14 protein-coding genes, 1 tRNA gene, 2 rRNA genes and 1 riboswitch (1 of these 18 cut by a window edge) are annotated in these 18876 nt (G+C 62.3%); of the genes, 15 read left to right on the top strand and 2 right to left on the bottom strand.

Annotation, left to right across the window (positions count from 1 at the left end; translation table 11 throughout):
* From Aeroheme_RS17490 to cbl, 9 genes are all read left to right on the top strand, one after another.
* Positions 1-2107 (top strand): 23S ribosomal RNA (locus Aeroheme_RS17490) (it extends 783 nt beyond the left edge of the window).
* A 126-nt stretch (positions 2108-2233) separates the two neighbouring features.
* A 5S ribosomal RNA gene (rrf, locus tag Aeroheme_RS17485) occupies positions 2234-2348 on the top strand.
* Positions 2349-2443: 95 nt separating this feature from the next.
* Positions 2444-2520: transfer RNA gene (locus Aeroheme_RS17480), tRNA-Asp, on the top strand.
* Positions 2521-2798: 278 nt separating this feature from the next.
* Positions 2799-3800, top strand: a complete 1002-nt coding sequence (locus Aeroheme_RS17475) for a sulfate ABC transporter substrate-binding protein (protein ID WP_411166283.1) — start codon at positions 2799-2801, stop codon at positions 3798-3800.
* Positions 3801-3839: 39 nt separating this feature from the next.
* Positions 3840-4415 (top strand): RBBP9/YdeN family alpha/beta hydrolase, encoded by a 576-nt coding sequence (locus Aeroheme_RS17470; protein WP_111913671.1) that lies wholly within the window; start codon positions 3840-3842, stop codon positions 4413-4415.
* A gap of 279 nt (positions 4416-4694) precedes the next feature.
* Complete coding sequence (cysT, locus tag Aeroheme_RS17465; RefSeq protein ID WP_025325753.1) at positions 4695-5534, top strand: sulfate ABC transporter permease subunit CysT; 840 nt, start codon at positions 4695-4697, stop codon at positions 5532-5534.
* Entirely contained in the window at positions 5531-6424 is an 894-nt protein-coding gene (gene cysW / locus Aeroheme_RS17460) for a sulfate ABC transporter permease subunit CysW (protein ID WP_106884955.1), read from the top strand. The genes cysT and cysW overlap by 4 nt, the downstream gene beginning before the upstream one ends.
* 74 nt (positions 6425-6498) lie before the next feature.
* The gene (locus Aeroheme_RS17455) at positions 6499-7566 is read left to right on the top strand and encodes a sulfate/molybdate ABC transporter ATP-binding protein (protein WP_408819882.1); all 1068 of its coding nucleotides are present in this window, start codon (positions 6499-6501) and stop codon (positions 7564-7566) included.
* Between the two features lie 117 nt (positions 7567-7683).
* Positions 7684-8631 carry an HTH-type transcriptional regulator Cbl gene (gene cbl / locus Aeroheme_RS17450; protein WP_025325756.1) on the top strand — a complete coding sequence of 316 codons (948 nt, stop codon included), beginning with the start codon at positions 7684-7686 and terminating at the stop codon, positions 8629-8631.
* A gap of 66 nt (positions 8632-8697) precedes the next feature.
* Here cbl and gbpA read toward each other — a convergent pair whose 3' ends face one another.
* Positions 8698-10116 carry an N-acetylglucosamine-binding protein GbpA gene (gene gbpA, locus Aeroheme_RS17445; protein ID WP_411166282.1) on the bottom strand — a complete coding sequence of 473 codons (1419 nt, stop codon included), beginning with the start codon at positions 10114-10116 and terminating at the stop codon, positions 8698-8700.
* A 65-nt stretch (positions 10117-10181) separates the two neighbouring features.
* Positions 10182-10267: riboswitch (cyclic di-GMP riboswitch) on the bottom strand.
* A 262-nt stretch (positions 10268-10529) separates the two neighbouring features.
* Positions 10530-12215: a methyl-accepting chemotaxis protein gene (locus Aeroheme_RS17440; protein WP_411166281.1), complete on the bottom strand. Its 1686-nt coding sequence runs from the start codon at positions 12213-12215 to the stop codon at positions 10530-10532.
* A gap of 293 nt (positions 12216-12508) precedes the next feature.
* On the opposite strand from Aeroheme_RS17440, the gene Aeroheme_RS17435 reads away from it, so the two are divergent.
* The 6 genes from Aeroheme_RS17435 to Aeroheme_RS17410 all read left to right on the top strand — a co-directional run bounded on the left by Aeroheme_RS17435 (position 12509) and on the right by Aeroheme_RS17410 (position 18869).
* Positions 12509-14359, top strand: coding sequence for a M3 family metallopeptidase (locus tag Aeroheme_RS17435; RefSeq protein WP_411166280.1), 1851 nt, complete (start codon positions 12509-12511; stop codon positions 14357-14359).
* A 336-nt stretch (positions 14360-14695) separates the two neighbouring features.
* Positions 14696-15172: a murein L,D-transpeptidase family protein gene (locus Aeroheme_RS17430; RefSeq protein WP_106884950.1), complete on the top strand. Its 477-nt coding sequence runs from the start codon at positions 14696-14698 to the stop codon at positions 15170-15172.
* Between the two features lie 120 nt (positions 15173-15292).
* On the top strand, positions 15293-16006 hold the full coding sequence (locus Aeroheme_RS17425; RefSeq protein WP_411166279.1) for an AzlC family ABC transporter permease: 714 nt from the start codon (positions 15293-15295) through the stop codon (positions 16004-16006).
* A gap of 2 nt (positions 16007-16008) precedes the next feature.
* Positions 16009-16350 carry an AzlD domain-containing protein gene (locus tag Aeroheme_RS17420; protein WP_106884948.1) on the top strand — a complete coding sequence of 114 codons (342 nt, stop codon included), beginning with the start codon at positions 16009-16011 and terminating at the stop codon, positions 16348-16350.
* Positions 16351-16465: 115 nt separating this feature from the next.
* On the top strand, positions 16466-17992 hold the full coding sequence (locus Aeroheme_RS17415; RefSeq protein WP_411166278.1) for a YjjI family glycine radical enzyme: 1527 nt from the start codon (positions 16466-16468) through the stop codon (positions 17990-17992).
* Positions 17982-18869, top strand: a complete 888-nt coding sequence (locus Aeroheme_RS17410; protein WP_411166277.1) for a YjjW family glycine radical enzyme activase — start codon at positions 17982-17984, stop codon at positions 18867-18869. The genes Aeroheme_RS17415 and Aeroheme_RS17410 overlap by 11 nt, the downstream gene beginning before the upstream one ends.
* The last annotated feature ends 7 nt before the right edge of the window (positions 18870-18876 follow it).

The following is an 18876-nucleotide window of genomic DNA, read 5'->3' as shown; positions in this document are numbered from 1 at the left end:
CTCGGAGATAGCTGGTTCTCCCCGAAAGCTATTTAGGTAGCGCCTCGGACGAATACTACTGGGGGTAGAGCACTGTTTGGACTAGGGGGTCATCCCGACTTACCAACTCCATGCAAACTCCGAATACCAGTAAGTAATATCCGGGAGACACACGGCGGGTGCTAACGTCCGTCGTGAAGAGGGAAACAACCCAGACCGCCGGCTAAGGTCCCAAAGTTCTGGTTAAGTGGGAAACGATGTGGGAAGGCTCAGACAGCTAGGATGTTGGCTTAGAAGCAGCCATCATTTAAAGAAAGCGTAATAGCTCACTAGTCGAGTCGGCCTGCGCGGAAGATGTAACGGGGCTCAAACCAGGCACCGAAGCCGCGGATTCACACTTATGTGTGAGTGGTAGGGGAGCGTTCTGTAAGTCTGCGAAGGTGTATCGAGAGGTATGCTGGAGATATCAGAAGTGCGAATGCTGACGTAAGTAACGATAAAGGGGGTGAAAAGCCTCCTCGCCGGAAGACCAAGGGTTCCTGTCCAACGTTAATCGGGGCAGGGTGAGTCGACCCCTAAGGTGAGGCCGAAAGGCGTAATCGATGGGAAGCAGGTTAATATTCCTGCACGACTTGTAATTGCGATGGGGGGACGGAGAAGGCTAGGTGGGCCAGGCGACGGTTGTCCTGGTGAAAGTGCGTAGGCGGTATCTCTAGGCAAATCCGGAGATGCAACGCTGAGACACGAGACGAAGCCACTACGGTGGTGAAGCCATTGATGCCCTGCTTCCAGGAAAAGCCTCTAAGCTTCAGATTACAAGTCATCGTACCCCAAACCGACACAGGTGGTCGGGTAGAGAATACCAAGGCGCTTGAGAGAACTCGGGTGAAGGAACTAGGCAAAATAGAACCGTAACTTCGGGAGAAGGTTCGCTCTTGACAGTGAAGTCCCTTGCGGATGGAGCAGTTGGGAGTCGCAGTGACCAGATGGCTGGGACTGTTTATCAAAAACACAGCACTCTGCAAACACGAAAGTGGACGTATAGGGTGTGACACCTGCCCGGTGCCGGAAGGTTAATTGATGGGGTTAGCGCAAGCGAAGCTCTTGATCGAAGCCCCGGTAAACGGCGGCCGTAACTATAACGGTCCTAAGGTAGCGAAATTCCTTGTCGGGTAAGTTCCGACCTGCACGAATGGTGTAACCATGGCCATGCTGTCTCCACCCGAGACTCAGTGAAATCGAATTCGCCGTGAAGATGCGGTGTACCCGCGGCTAGACGGAAAGACCCCGTGAACCTTTACTACAGCTTGGCACTGAACATTGAACCTACATGTGTAGGATAGGTGGGAGGCTTTGAAGGCGTGACGCCAGTTGCGCTGGAGCCGTCCTTGAAATACCACCCTTGTATGTTTGATGTTCTAACGCAGGGCCCTGAATCGGGCTCGCGGACAGTGCCTGGTGGGTAGTTTGACTGGGGCGGTCTCCTCCCAAAGAGTAACGGAGGAGCACGAAGGTTGGCTAATCCTGGTCGGACATCAGGAGGTTAGTGCAATGGCATAAGCCAGCTTAACTGCGAGACGGACAGGTCGAGCAGGTACGAAAGTAGGTCATAGTGATCCGGTGGTTCTGAATGGAAGGGCCATCGCTCAACGGATAAAAGGTACTCCGGGGATAACAGGCTGATACCGCCCAAGAGTTCATATCGACGGCGGTGTTTGGCACCTCGATGTCGGCTCATCACATCCTGGGGCTGAAGTCGGTCCCAAGGGTATGGCTGTTCGCCATTTAAAGTGGTACGCGAGCTGGGTTCAGAACGTCGTGAGACAGTTCGGTCCCTATCTGCCGTGGGCGTTGGATGATTGAAGGGAGTTGCTCCTAGTACGAGAGGACCGGAGTGAACGAACCTCTGGTGTTCGGGTTGTCACGCCAGTGGCACTGCCCGGTAGCTAAGTTCGGAATCGATAACCGCTGAAAGCATCTAAGCGGGAAGCGAGCCCTGAGATGAGTCATCCCTGACCCCTTGAGGGTCCTAAAGGGCCGTTGGAGACCACAACGTTGATAGGTGGGGTGTGTAAGCGCGGCGACGTGTTGAGCTAACCCATACTAATTACCCGTGAGGCTTAACCATACAACACCCAAGAAGTGTTTCTGGCCTTGTAGCAAGTGAACGAACTACTACCTAATTCAGTGATAATGACAAAGCAAACTAGCTAAGTCGTTATTCACGTCAGCTTTCCGAGATTGAAGTTTTTTGCCTGGCGGCCATAGCGCCGTGGAACCACCTGATCCCATGCCGAACTCAGAAGTGAAACGCGGTAGCGCCGATGGTAGTGTGGCATTCGCCATGCGAGAGTAGGACACTGCCAGGCACCCAATTAAACAGTTGTGCACACATTGCATGACTGGCCGAGAGGATGACACCTCATAAAATCGGCAGAAGATTTAGCGCAAGCTAACCGAATGCGGAGCGGTAGTTCAGTCGGTTAGAATACCGGCCTGTCACGCCGGGGGTCGCGGGTTCGAGTCCCGTCCGCTCCGCCACTAATTTGAAAGGCCTTCCCTCACGGGAAGGCCTTTTTGCTGTCAGCCTTCAGCATGCGAGTCAACAAGCCCAGTCAACAGACTGGGCTTTTTCGTGTCGGCAATCTGGCGGTGATGAGTGGCGAATTGGGCGACCAGGGGGCTGGTTCGCGGCAGTGAGTATGCGTTGGCGGTTGGCCTAATATGCGTAAAAGAGATAAGCAAAGCGCTTTTTCTTTCTTCCTGATATATGTGGAAGGCGGCATTCTGTACTCAACCCAACGATATGGAGTATCACCATGAAATTGCGAATGACCGCCCTGACCCTGCTCTCTCTGCTGGCACTCGGCCAGGCCAATGCGGCCGAGGTGCGCCTGCTCAACGTCTCTTATGACCCGACCCGCGAACTGTTCCAGGAATACAACAGCGCCTTTGCCAAGGAGTGGAAGGCCAAGACGGGCGATGATGTGGTGGTGAGCCAGTCACACGGTGGCTCCGGCAAACAGGCCCGTGCCGTGGTGGACGGCCTGGAGGCTGACGTGGTGTCCCTGGCGCTGGCCTATGATGTCGATGCCGTGGCCAAGGCGGGTCTTACCGCCAGCGATTGGGAGGGGCGCCTTGCCAACAATGCGTCTCCCTATACCTCCACCATCGTCTTCCTGGTGCGCAAGGGCAACCCCAAGCAGATCAAGGACTGGGGTGATCTGGTTCGCAAGGATGTCGCCATCGTGACCCCCAACCCCAAGACCTCCGGCGGTGCGCGCTGGAATTACCTGGCTGCCTGGGGCTATGCCCTGAAGAAGAGCGGTACTGAAGAGGGTGCCAAGCAGTTTGTCGGCGATCTGTTCAAGAACGTGAAAGTGCTGGATTCCGGCGCCCGGGGCGCCACCACCAGCTTCATCGAGCGCGGCCTCGGCGACGTCTTGCTGGCCTGGGAGAACGAAGCCTTGCTGGTGCTGAATCAGCCGGGGACCAGCGACAAGTTCGAGCTCGTGGTGCCGTCTGTCTCCATCCTGGCCGAACCCCCCGTCGCCGTGGTGGACAAGGTAGCCAAGAAGCACGGCACCGAAGCGGCCGCCAAGGGCTATCTTGACTACCTCTATTCCGACGAGGGACAGCGGATCATCGCCAAGTACCACTATCGCCCGAGCAACCCGGCGATCCTGAAGGAGACGGCGGCCCAGTTCCCGCAGCTGGCGCTCTTTACCGTCAAGGATCTGGAAGGGGATTGGGACAAGGCACAGAAGAAACACTTCGCCCAGGACGGGCTGTTCGACCAGATCTACCAACCGGGCCGCTAACAGTGACTGGCCCCTGTGACAACAGATAGGAGCACCATGATGAACAAGATCCTTCTGGTTCCCGGTCTGCACAACAGTGGGCCGGATCACTGGCAGAGTCGCTGGCACCAGCAATTTCCCCAGTGGCAGCGGATGCTGGGCCTGCCCTGGGACAAGCCGGACCTCACCGTCTGGAGTGCCAAGCTGGCGAGCAAGCTCAGAAGCCGACGCAGCCGGGTCCACCTGGTGGCCCACTCCTTCGGCGCCCTGACGGCGATTGCCGCAGCGAGGCTGCAACCGGACAAGGTTTCCTCCATCCTGATAGTGGCTCCCGCTGATCCGGCCCGCTTCGGCATCCCGGACGAGGCGTTGGCGGGATCCATCAAGGTGTCCGCCCAGCTCATCGCCAGCCGCAATGATCCCTGGATGAGCTTCGAACGTGCCGAATATTGGAGTCGTCAGTGGCAGGTGCCACTGTTCGATGCCGGCGAGGTGGGCCACATCAATGCCCAGTCCGGTCATGGGGAGTGGAGTCAGGGGCTCAACCTGCTGAACACCCTTCATCACAGGGCCGAGATGGTAGTGGATCCCACCTCGACCGAATGGGATAGGCGGGCGGCCCTCAGCTTCCGCTGATCCTCGACCCATATGACAAGGAGAGTTCCCGCAAGATATCAGACAGGCTCGCCACCCTGATCCCATAGCGACTGTCTTTGCAGCTCAGGTTTCACCGCTCCGTTTGTTAGGTCTTTTATTTATATAAAAGACCTTTTTTTATATTTATCGCTCTAAAAGCCCTGATTTGCCGTTGTTAGACAAAAAAGTGCTTAGCAAAGGCGTTATTGGTGTTTGTTGTCCCTGGCGGTCGTGAGCAGAATCAGCATATCGAAAGTATTTATAACAAATGGATGTGTTATGCGATTAAGTTCTTATTCCGTCCTCCCTGGCCTAGGGCCGACCCTGGGCTTCAGCCTGCTCTACCTGAGCATACTGGTGCTGTTGCCCCTCTCGGCGCTGGTGCTGTTCGCGGTAAACAACCTGACGGCCGCCGAGTTCTGGCAGGTGATAGGCTCCCCCCGGGTGCTCGCCTCCTTTCGCCTCAGCTTCGGGGCCGCCTTTATCGCCGCCCTGCTCAACAGCCTGTTCGGGCTGATCCTGGCCTGGGTGCTGGTGCGTTACAGCTTCCCCGGTCGCCGCCTGGTGGATGCGCTCATCGACCTGCCGTTCGCCATGCCGACCGCCGTCTCCGGCATTGCCCTGTGCGCCATCTTCGCCCCCAACGGCTGGATAGGTCAGTGGGTTGCCCCCTTTGGCATCGAGCTCGCCTACAACCCCATAGGGGTGGTGATCGCCCTCACCTTCATCGGGCTGCCCTTCGTGGTGCGCACCCTGCAGCCCGTGCTGCGAGAGGCGGAGACAGAACAGGAGGAGGCCGCCGCCAGCCTGGGGGCCAATCGCTGGCAGACCTTCGCGCGAGTGTTGTGGCCTACTCTGATCCCGGCGCTGCTCACCGGCTTCGCCCTGGCCTTTGCCCGTGGGGTCGGGGAGTACGGCTCCGTCATCTTTATCGCCGGAAATTTGCCGATGGTTTCGGAAATCGCGCCGCTGATGATCATGAGTCACCTGGAGGAGTATGACTATGCCGGGGCCTCGGCCATCGCCTCCGTCATGCTGCTGATCTCGTTTGTTTTGCTGTTGATCATCAACAAGTTGCAGGCCTGGAGCTGGGCACGCATCGGAGGAAGCCGCATATGAATGCATCCAACGCCAGCCTGGACCTGGCCCTCGATGGGGCCCCTGCCACTCAGGTGCGCCAGCCTGCCGTGACCCGTGAGCCTGTCTGGGTGAAGTGGCTGCTGATCAGCGTCGGGCTGGGCTGGTTCGCCGCGCTTTTGCTGCTGCCGCTGGCGACCGTCTTTATCCAGGCCCTGAGTCCGGGCCTCGCCTTCTTCTGGCATGCCATCAGCGAGCCAGATGCCCTGAGCGCCCTCGGCCTGACCGCCCTGGTGACCCTCTGCTCTGTGCCCCTCAATCTGCTGTTCGGGCTGGCCGCCGCCTGGGCCATCGCCCGCTTCCGCTTCCCGGGCCGGCAACTGCTCATCACCCTCATCGATCTGCCGTTCTCGGTCTCACCCGTGATAGCGGGTCTGATGTTCGTGCTGATGTTCGGCAGTCGTGGCTGGTTCGGTGATTGGCTTAGCGAGCACGACATCAAGATCATCTTCGCCACTCCGGGGATCATATTGGCGACCACCTTCATCACTGTGCCCTTCGTGGTACGCGAGCTGCTGCCCCAGATGGAGGCCCGTGGTCCGGAAGAGGAGGAAGCCGCCATCATGCTGGGGGCGAGCGGCCTGCAGATGTTCTGGCGGGTCACCCTGCCCGGCATCCGCTGGAGCCTGATGTATGGCTTGCTGCTCTGTACCGCCCGTGCCGTGGGGGAGTTCGGTGCCGTCTCCGTGGTCTCCGGCCATATTCGCGGTCAGACCAACACACTGCCGCTGCACATCGAGATCCTCTACAACGAGTACCAGACCGGCGCCGCCTTCGCGGTGGCGAGCCTGCTGGCCCTGTTCGGGATCTTCACCCTGCTGGGGGAGACCCTGCTGGCCCGGCTGCGCGCTCAGCCCACCCAGTCCCATTGATATGGCCTGGCCTGCCAGGTGGCAGGTCAGCCCGGATAACCATGAATCCGGTTTAACGGTTTAGAGAGGCAGCCATGAGCATTCAGGTTCAACGACTCAACAAGCATTTCAATCAGTACGCGGCCCTGGCCGACATCAACCTCGATTTTCACGACGGTGAACTGGTGGCGCTGCTCGGCCCCTCCGGCTGCGGCAAGACCACACTGCTGCGGATCATCGCCGGGCTGGAGCAGGCCGACAGCGGCAACGTCATCATCCGCGGCGAGGATGCCTCTGATCTCCACGTGCGCGAGCGCAATGTCGGTTTCGTGTTCCAGCACTATGCCCTGTTCAGGCACATGACGGTGTTCGAGAACGTGGCCTTCGGCCTGAGGGTCAAGCCGCGCTCCGAGCGACCGGCCGAGGCGGCTATCCGAGCCCGGGTCAAGGAGCTGCTGGATCTGGTGCAGCTCAGCCACGTGGCCGGACGCTATCCGACCCAGCTCTCCGGTGGTCAGCGCCAGCGAGTCGCCCTGGCGCGCGCCCTGGCGGTGCAGCCCAAGATGCTGTTGCTGGACGAGCCTTTCGGCGCCCTCGACGCCCAGGTGCGCAAGGAGCTGCGCCGCTGGCTGCGAGAGCTGCACGACGAGCTGCACGTCACCAGCCTGTTCGTGACCCACGATCAGGAGGAGGCGCTGGAGGTGGCGGATCGGGTGGTGCTGATGAACGCAGGGCGGGTCGAGCAGATCGGCACCCCGGCCGAGGTCTATGACCAGCCCGCCACCGCCTTTGTGCACAGCTTCCTCGGCAGCGTGAACCTGTTCCGCGGCCGGGTAGCCGGGCAGGGGCTTGGCATAGGTGAGCAGCAGCTGGGGGGCCCCATCAGCTCCCAGCTGGCACAGGGCAGTGCTGCCATTGCCTATGTGCGCCCCCACGAGCTGGAGATACTGCCGGCGGATGCACAGGGAGGCATCAGCGCCACCATCACCCGCTTGTTGCCCATGGGGCCGCGGATCCGGGTGGAGTTGCGCGGGGATGGCGAGACCAGGGGCGCTCACTACGAGGCCGAGCTGAGCAAGGAAGCCGCCCGTGCCTTCGCCCCCGGCCAGGGGGTGCGCCTGGTGGCCCGGCATGCGCAGCTCTATCCCGACTACCAGATTTGAAGACGAGCTCCCAAGGCGAGACCCCTTTTCAGGCTTGCAGCCGGACTCTGATCCGGTCGCCCAATAACAAGAGGACGGTGGCAGCATCCACCGCCACTCAGCGCAGGAGGCGATGAGGTGAATTTTCAGCAATTACGCATTATCCGGGAAGCGGCGCGGCGGGATTACAACCTGACCGAGGTGGCCAATGCCCTCTTTACCTCCCAGTCCGGGGTCAGCCGCCATATCCGCGAGCTGGAGGAGGAGCTCGGGCTCGCGCTCTTCATCCGTTACGGCAAACGGCTGCTCGGCATGACGGAGCCGGGCAAGGAGCTGCTGGTGATCGCCGAGCGTATCCTGGGGGACGCCGACAATATCCGCAAATTGGCCAGCACCTTTGCCAACCGGGATTCCGGGCGGCTGCTGGTAGCGACCACTCACACCCAGGCGCGCTATGCCCTGCCCCGTGTGGTGAAGGCGTTTCGCGAGCAGTTCCCCCTGGTGCAGCTGGAGCTGCGTCAGGGCAGCCCGGAAGAGATAGTTCGGCTGGTGCAGACCGGCGAAGTGGATATCGGCATCAGCAGCGAGCAGCTCGACAAGAGCGAAGGTGTGGTCGCGTTTCCCTACTACCGCTGGCACCACAATATAGTGGTGCCGGAGCAGCACCCGCTCACCGCCGAGCGGGAACTCACCCTGGCGGCGCTGGCCCACTGGCCCATAGTCACCTATCAGGCGGGCCTGACGGGCCGGGTGCGGGTGGATGAGGCTTTCGCCGAGGCGGGGATACATCCGCAGATCCTGCTGACCGCCCAGGATTCCGACGTCATCAAGACCTATGTCGAGCTGGAGATGGGGGTGGGGATACTGGCGGACATGGCGTTCGATCCCCAGCGGGACAAGGGGCTGGTGCAGCTCGACGGCAGCCGGCTGTTTGCGCCGCACACCGCCTGGATAGGTCTCAAGCAGGGGCAGTTCCAGCACAACTTCACCTGGCAGTTCATCCAGCTCTGCAACCCCGAGCTGGCGCTGGCGGAGATCCAGGCCAGGGCCATGAGCAACGAGCCCCTGCTCGACTACCAGATCTGAGCCGAGCGGCGCATGAGAAACGGGGAGCCATGGGCTCCCCGTTTTATTGATGTCACTGCGACAGCGTTATTGTGCGATCCAGGCTTCCTGCCAGTGGGAGCCTATGCCCGGCTCATACTGGGTGGCCGTGCTGGACCACTGGCTGCACCAACCGCTGTAGGGGAAGGGCTTGCACTGATAGATCTTGCCATTCTTCGGCTGCAATACCCTGGTGCCGGCCGTATAGGACTTGAGCCCTTCCGGGAAGCTGAACTGGTAGTCGCCACCGGCCGGCTCCTTGAACATCAGATCCAGGGTCTGCTGCACCACTTCCCCCCCCGCCTTGGGTTTGCCCTCTATCACCAGCTGGTGGTGGCCCGCGCTCAGACCCGTGGCCTCCATGGTGAAGCTCTGGCTGCTGTCCTTGATGTCGGCCCCGCTCTGGCCCTTGGCGACACCGCCATGGTCATACAGGGTATTGGTGACGGCGAGATCCCCTTGCGCCGTGACGGTGAAGCTCAGGGTGACCTTGCCGTTGTCGAGCTGGTAGTTGCTCGCCAGGCCGCTCACGTTGATGCTGTTGCCCACCGGCGGTTGCTGCTGCTCGAGCTGGATCTCGACCCGTTGCAGGTTGCTGCCGGCTTTCAGGTAGATGGGGTTCTGGCCGTAGACGGGGTTGAACTGGCCATCGGCCCCCTGCTGGCCGGCGCGGATCTGGGTCTGCTCGGCATTGATCTTGCCTGCCAGGGCGTGGGCCCAGTTGTTCTTCTGGCCCTGCTCGGCGCTGGCTATGGTCAGCACCGTCTGCAGGTCGGCACGCTCGCCGCTGGCATCGAACACCCGGGTCTTGGCCTTGTCACCGGCCGCAAGATCGATGGAGGGGTAGATGGTCCCGCCCTGGCTCCAGGTCAGCGGCGGCTGGGTGCCGCCGTCGAAGCGGGCGTCGATCAGGTTGTAGAAGCTGTTGGCGGTATCACCCACCTCCCAGACCCCGAGGATGACCTGGTAACCGGTGCGTGCCGGCAGGGTGCACTGATGGGTGACCTGCTTGGGGGGCTGCACCATGTTGCCGTCGATCACGCAGAAGGGATTGAGATCGAAGGCGTCACGGGTCAGGGGCTGGTTCGGGTTCCAATCCTGCTTGGTGAGGTAGTAGCGCCAGTTGCGGGTCACGTGGTTGGCGGTGAAGGTCCAGCTGATGGCGAAGGGACCGGCCTGCACATTGCGCTTGGTCCAGCGATCGCTGGTCTGGGCATTGAGCTCACCGAATTGCGGGTGCCCGGCCGAGGCGATCTGGCCGTCGGCGGGGCCGCCATCGGGGAAGCCGGACGGCGCCTCCAGGCTCTGGGGCTCCCATTGAATGGCGCCACACTGGCTGTTGCCGCCGGTCTTGCACAGATAGTTGCGCCCTTCCGGCTGGCTGATATAACCGTGGGCTAGCACGCCGCCGCTGGCCAGCAGCGCCAGCGCCGCGGCCAGATGATTGAGTTGGATTTTTGCTGCCATACATTCCTCTGTTCGGTGATGTGGGCAGTCAAGTTGGCAGGGGAGTTCCCCGTGACACACCTGGGTGTGGCAACCCCGCTATCCTGGACGACATGTCTTTAGACCGGAGGCTTTGCGTCCTGGCCTTTCAACCAGTTTGCCAAATGACTACATAAAGGGTCAGGGTGCCGCCCTTGAGGACGGCGCAACCATGATGGCTTCTTTTGATTAAATTATTAAGTGTAAATCTTTACAGCTTGACCTCATCGGAGTAGAGCAATCACTTAACTCTCTGTTTTTAAAATTATATTTAATTCATCAAGTTTGGTTTTACTTCGCCCGCTCCGTCAAAAGATGCAAAATCGCGACATTTTTCATCAATGAAAAAATCCCCTGTCGGCTAGGCCGGCAGGGGATGGGACTGTGTCAGACGGTCAGTGGTGCGGGTACTGGTCTGTGCGGCGGGAGGACGAGGGGCGCGGGGCCTGCCCGGTCGCCAGATCCCGGGGGAGGGCATTGCCGAGCCTGAACACCGCCAGCCGCTCGTCCAGGCTGCGGGAAAGTCCGGCCAGCAGCTCGCTCTCCCGGGCCAGCTGGGAGGCGGCCTGGGACATCTCCAGGGCCGAGTCATTGATGCCGCTGACGTTGCGGTTCATCTCCTCGGCCACCATGCTCTGTTGTTCCGCCGCCGTGGCTATCTGGGTCGCCATGTCGCTCACGTGCTGGATGTGATTGACGATGAGAGAGAGATCCTGCCCCGCCTTCTCGGACTGGCCGACGCTGCTCTCCGCCAGCTTGCGGCTGGCATCCATGGCGCTGGCGGCGGTCACCGCCCGTTGCTGCAACTGGGTGATGGTGCTCTGGATCTCCTCGGTGGAGTGGCGGGTACGGCTCGCCAGCTGGCGCACCTCGTCGGCCACCACGGCGAAGCCGCGGCCCTGCTCGCCGGCTCTGGCCGCCTCTATGGCGGCGTTGAGAGCCAGCAGGTTGGTCTGATCCGAGATGGCGCTGATGACGGCGGTCACCTCCCCTATCTGCATCACCCCCTCCTTGAGCCGATTGACCTGATGGGTGGCCTGCTCCACCTCGGTGGCGAGCGCCTGGATGCCGTGCACGCTGGCGTGGACGTCCTGGTTGCCGAGCCCGGCCTCGCTGGTGGCGTCCTGGGTGTCGCGGGCCGTGTTCTCGGCGTGACCCGCCACATCCGAGATGGTGGCGCTCATCTCGTTCATGGCGGTGGCGAGCTGGGCCAGTTGATCCCGCTGGCTGTTGACCGCCTGATTGGTCTGCTCGGCGGAGGCGGCGATGCGCAGGGCGGCATCCGCCACGTTGCGGGCCCCCTGGCTCGCCTCCAGCAGGGCGCGGCGAATGGCGTCCAGCCCCTGATTGGTACAGCGGGCGACGGCCCCCAGCTCATCCTTGCCATGCACGGGTATGCTGACCACCAGATCCCCGGCCGCCACCTGAGCCATGGCCCTGTTGATCTCCGCCAGCGGGTTGACGATGGAGCGGCTGATGGCCACCCCCAGCCACCCCATCAGCAAGATCACCAGCAGGGTGGCGCCCCCCATCAGCTGGTACTGGGACCAGATGGTGGTCTCTATGTCCTGCAGCAAGAGGCCGGAGCCCAGGATCCAGCCCCAGGGCTGGTAGCCGGTCACTAGCGACATCTTCTGGGCCGCCTCGCCGGAGGGAGAGAGCCACTGGTATTCCAGGCGACCCTGATGGCCGCCCTTGCCGAGATCCACCATGCGCTGCCAGTGGGATTCGGCGGGTGTCCCGCCCATCTGCTGGCCGACCAGCTCTGGCTTGGCGGGATGCACCACCACGTGGCGGTTTTCATCCAGCACGAACAGGTAGTTGTCCCCATCGAAGCGCATGCCGTCGAGCATGGCCTTGGCTTGCGCCTGGGCCTCTGGGGCGGGCAGGGTGGCGGCCAGGGTCTGGATCCGGCTCATGGCGAGATCCAGCACCGCCTGCAATCTGGCTTCCCGCTCACTCATCAGGTTGCGATGCAGGGCACTGGCGGAGATGAGCAGCAGTGCGATGAAGCCGACCAGCGCCACCGAGAGCAGCAGCATCAGTTTGCGACTCACGGCGATATCACCGAGCTTGAACATAGTCTTTTCCTTCTTTCCCGTACGGATCTGGTGAGGGCCAGTCAGCTGGCTGGCCTTGATTGTTTTGTGTTTAACATTTATTTAACTTTCAAAGGGTTGTGATGGTTGGTTGCCAATTGAGTGTGTTGGCAACCAGTATAGCCAGCAGACAGAAACCCTCGCTTTTGGTAGCGTGGTCTGGCGCATCCCGGCGCACCATTTGTCGGCTCTATTTGCAAGAAGTGTGAATGAGTTGGCATTTCACCAAAAAGGAGTGGGCGCCCCTGTGGCCGCCCCATAAAAAGAGGGAATTTATGAGTTCCATTGCCAGGAATTACTTGAACCAGCTCAATGCCGACTACCTGCGGGTACACAGGCGCAAGGAGGATCTCTTCTGGTCCACCTACATGGGCACCAGTGACGATCAGGCCGGTTTCACCGCCGCCGAGCAGGCCTACAAGGCGTTTTGTGCCGATCCGGCCAGGCTGCCCGCATTGCGGGAGATGCTGGCCCAGGCCGAAGAGGCGGATCTGAAGCGGGGTCTGGCGGGCTGGGCTGCCTTCTTCGAGTGCAACGTCATCGAAGATCCGGCCGCCGCCGCCCTGATGGACGAGCTGGTGGCCGCAGAGGCGGATCTCTTCGCCCGCCGCAAGGGGCTCAAGCTGACTTTGCTGGACGAGCAGGGTCAGCAAGTGGCCGGCAGTCTGCCCGCCGCCAGCACGGCGCTGGCCGCCAGTAGCGACGAAGCGGTGCGCCAGAGTGCGCTCGCCATGTTCCACCGCCTGGAGCAGTGGGTGGTCGGCAACGGCTTTCTCGAGGTGGTGGCCCTGCGCAACCGCTTCGCCCGGGCCATGGGCTATAACGACTACTTCGACTACAAGGTGCACAAGAACGAGCAGATGAGCCCGGAGCAGTTGTTCGCCGTGCTCGACGACTTTATTGCCCGCACCGAGCAGCGGGTGCACCAGAGTCTGGCGGAGCTGAAAGCCGCCAAGGGGGAGGCGGCCCTGCTGCCCCACAACCTGCGCTACAGCGTGAGCGGCGACGTGACTCGTCAGCTCGACCCCTATGTGCCCTTCTCCCGGGCGCTGAAGGATTGGGTCCAGAGCTTCCGCCGCCTCGGCATCCAGTATCGCGGCGCCACCCTGACCCTGGATCTGCTGACCCGGGAGGGGAAATACGAGAACGGCTTCTGCCATGGCCCTGTGCCTAGCTTCTGGCAGGAGGGGGAGTGGGTGCCCGCCCTAGTCAACTTCACCAGCCTGGCGGATCCGGCCCAGGTGGGCAGCGGCTGGAGCGGCCTCAACACCCTGTTCCACGAAGGCGGCCATGCGGCCCACTTTGCCAACGTGACCGGCAACGCCCCCTGCTTCTCCCAGGAGTTTCCCCCCACCTCCATGGCCTATGCCGAGACCCAGTCGATGTTCTGCGACAGCCTGCTGGACGACGCCGACTGGCTCAAACGCTACGCCAGGAGCTCGGCGGGGGAGGCGATCCCCGATGGGCTCATCAAGGCCATGATAGAGGCACGCCAGCCGTTTCGCGCCTTCAACGAGCGCCAGATAGCGCTGGTGGCCTACTTCGAGCGGGATCTCTATGCCATGGCTGATGGCGATCGCACCCCAGAGGCTGTGCTGGCACTAGCCCGCCAGTGGGAGCGCACCATCCTCGGGGTAGAGAGCCCGCGCCCGCTGCTGGCCATCCCGCACCTGCTCAATCAGGAGTCGGCCTGCGCCTACCACGGCTACCTGCTGGCGCTGATGGCGGTGGAGCAGACCCGCGCCTACTTCCTTGCGCGCGACGGCTACCTCACCGACAACCCGCGCATAGGGCCGGATCTGGCCGCTCACTACTGGGGGCCGGGCAACGGCATGACCCACGATGAGACGCTGCGCAGCCTCACTGGCGAAGGCTTCAGTGCCGCTCCCCTGGCCGAGGCTTGCAACCAGAGCGTGGCGCAGGCGTGGGCGACGGCCGAAGCCTGCATGACGGCGGCGAGCCAGCGCCCGTCGGCAGGAGAGGGGACGCCGCTCGACGCCCAGATCCGGGTGATGCACGGCGCCGAGCTGATTGCCGACAACAGCGAGTCGGAGGCCAGCATGCTGGCCGACTTCGAGGCCTGGATCCGCCAGCATTATCAGCGCGAGCCCGCCACCGCCCGGTGAGGTGCTCCTCGACCAGCAAGCCCTGCCCATCGGCAGGGCTTGTTCATTTCAGCGGGAAGCAAGGTTGCCGAGGCAGGACAGGATCTTTGCCGCGGTGTAAGCCGGGGCGCAAGGTACGTTTGTTTTTTGCGCCATCTATCTGTTTTGGCTATTAATTATGGTGATGCGCAGGGGCTTTGGCTGAGCGCTGGGGAGGCGGGTCACAGATATGTTTCTCGGGATATATTGAGTATTCACGGCGATCCCATATCATGGCGCTCGCTCGCCGCCAGAGAGTGGCGACATTCAGATGATTAGCTAAATACAAAGCCCTGAAGGCTTGTCGAGGGATGGAAATTGAGAGCCGTATTGTTGTGTTTGCTGGGGCTGTGGCCCGCATTGAGTTTTGCCACCCTGTCCGCCGACATGGTGGTGGTCAAGAAGTCGAGTTATAGCCTGACCCTGATGAAGGATGGCAAGCCGGTCAAGCGCTACTGGGTCGCCCTGGGTCCTGCACCCAAGGGACACAAGCAGCAGGAAGGGGATCAGCGTACCCCGGAAGGGCGCTACACCCTCGACTACAAGAAGAGCAATTCCGGCTTCTACAAGGCGATCCACATCAACTACCCGAATCTGGACGACATCAAGCGTGCCAATGAGCTGGGAGTGCGCCCGGGCGGCATGATCATGATCCATGGTCAGCTCAACCGCATGGGGGATCGCCGGGTACAGCCGTCCAACTGGACCAATGGCTGCATCGCCGTGCTCAACCACGAGATGGACGAGATCTGGAACGCCATCGAGCCTGGCACTCCCATCGTCATCGAGCCCTGATCCTCGCCGTTCACGCCCGCTGCCCAGCGGGCGTTTTATTTCCTCCCTGGATGGCGTGACAGCCCCTCCCGCGCCGTGCTAGTTTTTCCGGCTCGCGTTGGAAGTCACAAGGATGATCCCATGATGTCAGGAACCCGCATCGCCGCGCCCGAGCCCACGGGTGCGCTCTGGTGGCGCGCCACCCTGGATATTCTCCCCCTCTCCATTTCCGTCATCCCCTGGGGGATTTTGTGCGGCGCCCTGGCTCTGCAGGCGGGCTTGAGCCCGGTGCAGGCCCAGCTGATGTCGCTGCTGGTCTATGCCGGCGCCGCCCAGCTCTCGGCCACCACACTGTTCGGGGCGGGCACCCCCTTGCTGCCCATCATGGGCTCCACCATGGTGATCACCTCCCAGCACCTGCTCTACGGCTTCACCTTCCGCCGGGACGTGCTGCCGCTCTCCCTGCGCTGGCGTGCCAGCCTCGCCTTCTTCCTGACCGACGAGATGTTCGCGGTGGCACTCAAGGACAGGGAGCGCAGCGGCCTCTTCAACCCCGCTTATGCCCTGATCGCGGGCTTCGTGTTCTACCTGTTCTGGAACCTGGCGACCCTGCTCGGCATCGCCGCCGGCCAGTACATAGAGGGGCTGGACAAGATGGGGCTGGACTTTGCCATCGCCGCCACCTTCATCGCCATGACCATACCCGCCATGAAGAACCTGCCCATGGTGGCGGCGACTGTGGTGAGCGGCGGCACTGCGCTGCTCACCAAGCCGCTGCTGGCGGAGATCCACATCATCATCTCGGCCCTGGCCGGCATGGTGGTGGGTTATGTATTGCACCGGATGAGGAGATGACCATGGGCTGGCTGATGATTGGCCTGCTGGCCCTGATCACCTTCTTCAACCGCTTTGCCTTCTTCTCGCGGCTGACCCGCTATCAGCCCGGTGCCGAGATGGGGGCCTTCCTCAGCTTCTCGGCCCAGTCGGTGTTGACCGCCATCTGGCTGCCCATCGTCTTCAGCTATGAGCCGGGCAAGGGGCTGGACTGGGATCCCGACTACCTGGCTGCCACCCTGCTGGTGACCGCCCTGACCCTGCTGCGGCTGCCGACCCTGGTGGTGGTGGTGGTCGGCATGGGGGGCTTCTTCCTGCTGCGCTGGCAGGGGGGACTGGCGGCGCTGCTGCCCGGATTGGGTTGAGCCGTGATCCCGCTGAACGGATGTCTCTATCAGACATCCGTTATGTTATGAATGTCACTTCAAAAAAGGCCTCTGGAGTGTGAGGATTTAGGAATCATCCGCCAAGGAGTTTCCCATGTCCCTCACCGCCAGCTGCCAGCGCATAGTGCGCGACCCCCTGCTCTCCCCGGCTCAGAAGAGCCATGCCCTGGCGCTCGCCGCCGAGAATGCGCTGCCCTATCCCGCGCTGCCTGCCGAGGTGGCCGAGGCGATGGCGCAAGGGGTGCTCTGCGACATGTTCGAGGGACATGCCCCCTACAAGCCGCGCTATGTGCTGCCGGACTATGAGAAGTTCCTGAGTCAGGGCTCCCCCTGGTTGGAGCTGGCGCCACCACGGGATTTTGACGAGGCCCTGGATGCCCTGCGCATCCTCTATCACCATGTGCCCTCGGTCACCGGCATGCCGGTCTGGCTGGGGCGCCTCGATCACCTGCTGCTGCCCTTCGTCGGTGAGCTGGATGACGAGACCCTCCATCGCAAGCTGAAAGGGTTCTGGATCTACCTGGACAGGGTGCTGCCGGACGCCTTCATGCACGTCAACATAGGCCCGGATGACAACAGGATCTGCCGCCTGATCCTGCGCATCGACGGCGAACTCAAGCAGGTGGCGCCGAACCTCAGCCTGTTTCACGATCCCGCCTCGACCCCGGATAGCCTGTTGATGCAGGGGGTGCAGAACATAGCCCTGTGCGGCAAGCCCCACATAGTCAACTACCCGATCCACAGGGAGACCTTCGATGAGCGGGGCTTTGGCATCGTCAGCTGCTACAACGCCCTGCCCCTGGGGGGCGGCGCCAACACCCTGGTGCGCCTCTCCCTCAAGGGGATGGCCGAGCAGAGTGCCGACCTTGAGGCGTTCATGACGCGCTGGCTGCCTCACTATTGCGAGCAGGCCTCCCGCCTCATCGAGGCAAGGGCCGCCTTCCTGCACGAAGAGTCCGGCTTCTTCGCCAGCTTCCTGGTGGAGGAGGGGTTGATCGAGGAGGGGCGTTTCGTGCCCATGTTCGGTATCCATGGCATGGCGGAGGCGGTGAACCTGCTGATGGATAAAGAGGGGCTGGCCGGGCGCTATGGTCACGACGAGGGGGCGAACCAGCTCGGCCATCGTATCTCGGCCCGGCTCTCGGCCTGGGTGACAGCCCGACCCCAGCCACACGCCTGGGGCGGGCGTGCCCTGCTGCACTCCCAGGGCGGGCTCAGCCTGGACAAGGGAGTCACCCCAGGGGTGCGCATCCCTTATGGGGAGGAGCCGGATCCCGCTAGCCACCTGCTGGCCCTGGCCCCGCACCACGGCTACTACCACTCCGGGATCAGCGAGATCCTGACCCTGGATCCCACCATCCGCCAGAACCCGCAGGCGCTGCTGCAGCTCTGCAAGGGGGCCTTCGCCCTCGGCATGCGCGAATTCAGTGCCAACGTGGCGGACAGCGATCTGGTGCGGGTGACCGGCTACATGATCCGCAAGAGCGATGTGGCTCGCTTCGCCGCCGAAGGCTCGCGGTTGCAGACCACCTGTCTCGGTGCCGAGGCGAGCGAGCTGACCGGCATTCGCCAGCGGGCGCCGCGAGTGCTGGGCCTCGAGGCTAGCCTGTGTGGCTACTGAGGATGACAAGGGGGAGCGCACCGCGACTGTCAGCCGCTGGTTGCCCTTCTCCTGCGTGGACGGGCCGGGCAATCGGCTGGTGCTCTTCCTGCAAGGGTGCAACTTTCGCTGCCCGGGCTGCCACAACCCCCACACCATAGGGCTGTGCGATCACTGTGGCGACTGCGTGCCCGGCTGTCCGAGCGGCGCCCTGACTCTCATTGATGGCAGGGTGCGTTGGCAGGCGTCTCTGTGCACCCATTGCGACCGCTGCCTGGATGCCTGTCCCCGCAGCGCCAGCCCCAAGACCCACCAGATGTCGGTGGCCGAGGTGCTGGTCCTGCTGCGCCGCTACGGCCCGCTGCTGACTGGCATTACCGTCTCCGGCGGCGAGGCCACCACCCAGCTCCCCTTCGTGGTGGCACTTTTTGCCGCCATCAAGGCCGCGCCGGATCTTGCCCATCTCACCTGCCTGCTCGACAGCAACGGCTCCCTTGGCGAGACGGGCTGGCAGCGGCTGCTGCCGGTGCTGGACGGCACCATGATAGATCTCAAGGGGTGGCGCGAGTCGGTGCATCACTCGCTCACCGGTCAGGGCCGGGAGCGGGTGCTGGCCTCGCTGCAACTGCTCGCGCGGGCGGGCAAGCTGGCGGAGCTGCGGCTGCTCCAGGTGCCGGGGCGCAGCGATTTTCTGGATGCCGGAGGGGAGCTGGACGCCGGGCTCGCTGCCTTCTTGCAGACGCTGGGACCTGTACCTATTCGTCTCAACGGCTTTCGCCATCATGGGGTGCGCGGGGAGGCGATGGGCTGGCAGGAGGCCGCCATGGAGGAGCTTGATAGGTTGTCCAACGCATTGAAGGTGAAAGGATTTGGCCCAATCGCCCTGCCGGCGCTGTGACGGGCCC

Origin of the sequence: Aeromonas sp. DSM 116730, from assembly GCF_046581335.1 — a bacterium.
Taxonomy (GTDB): Bacteria; Pseudomonadota; Gammaproteobacteria; order Enterobacterales; family Aeromonadaceae; genus Aeromonas; species Aeromonas rivipollensis.
This window is presented reverse-complemented; position numbering and strand designations above follow the sequence as displayed.